Below are 625 nucleotides of genomic sequence, written 5' to 3' on the forward strand. Positions count from 1 at the left end.
AACCGCTGAACGGGTGGTGCCTGACGCACTTCCGCTATCGCTGGCCATTACCGGCAGCACGCCGCCGGCGTTGTGCCTCTCCTTGCCCTTTTCCTGGGTTGATGAGAAACCGGCGCTCACACCCACGCTGCTGGCGCTGTAATTCGCCTTGTTCTGGATATCATCCCAGCCCAGCGTGCCGGTATTAAGGCTGTTATTTGCCGCATCCGCCGTCGATGCAATGACCGCGCCATTCAGTTGCGTATGGTCACCTACGTAGATGTCATAGCCCTGATTGCCGGCAAACAAACCGCTTTGATCGCCTACACTGGCGTACTCGCTCCTGGTTTTAGCCTTGTTCATACTTAATGAGGCTGAACCGGTCATTGAACCAAAGGTTAAGCTAAACCCGCCGCTGATGCTCTGCTGCCTGCTTTGGTAATCGTCTGTGTCCTGCAGGCTCGTCAGCGTTAAATCGCGCCCGACGTTTGCCGTGATTTTATCGCCCAGCGCCTGAGCACCAGAGAGCACGGTGTCACGCCCGCTGCTCAACGACAGATTGTCAGGCATCGCAGAATTATGGGAACCAGCAGTAACAACCAAGCTAACAGCAAATAAGAAAGGCTACCGCAGATAAAACAGTACC

Annotated in this window: 1 protein-coding gene; it reads right to left on the reverse strand. The window is 55.0% G+C overall.

Translation table 11 applies throughout. From position 1 onward, the window contains the following. Window positions 1-549 (reverse strand): hemagglutinin repeat-containing protein (locus tag ED901_RS15865; protein WP_305775602.1); only part of this gene is annotated, 549 nt, incomplete at its 3' end. Between the last annotated feature and the right edge of the window lie 76 nt (window positions 550-625).

This window comes from Rahnella sp. Larv3_ips (assembly GCF_003697865.1).
Taxonomy (GTDB): domain Bacteria; phylum Pseudomonadota; class Gammaproteobacteria; order Enterobacterales; family Enterobacteriaceae; genus Rahnella; species Rahnella rivi.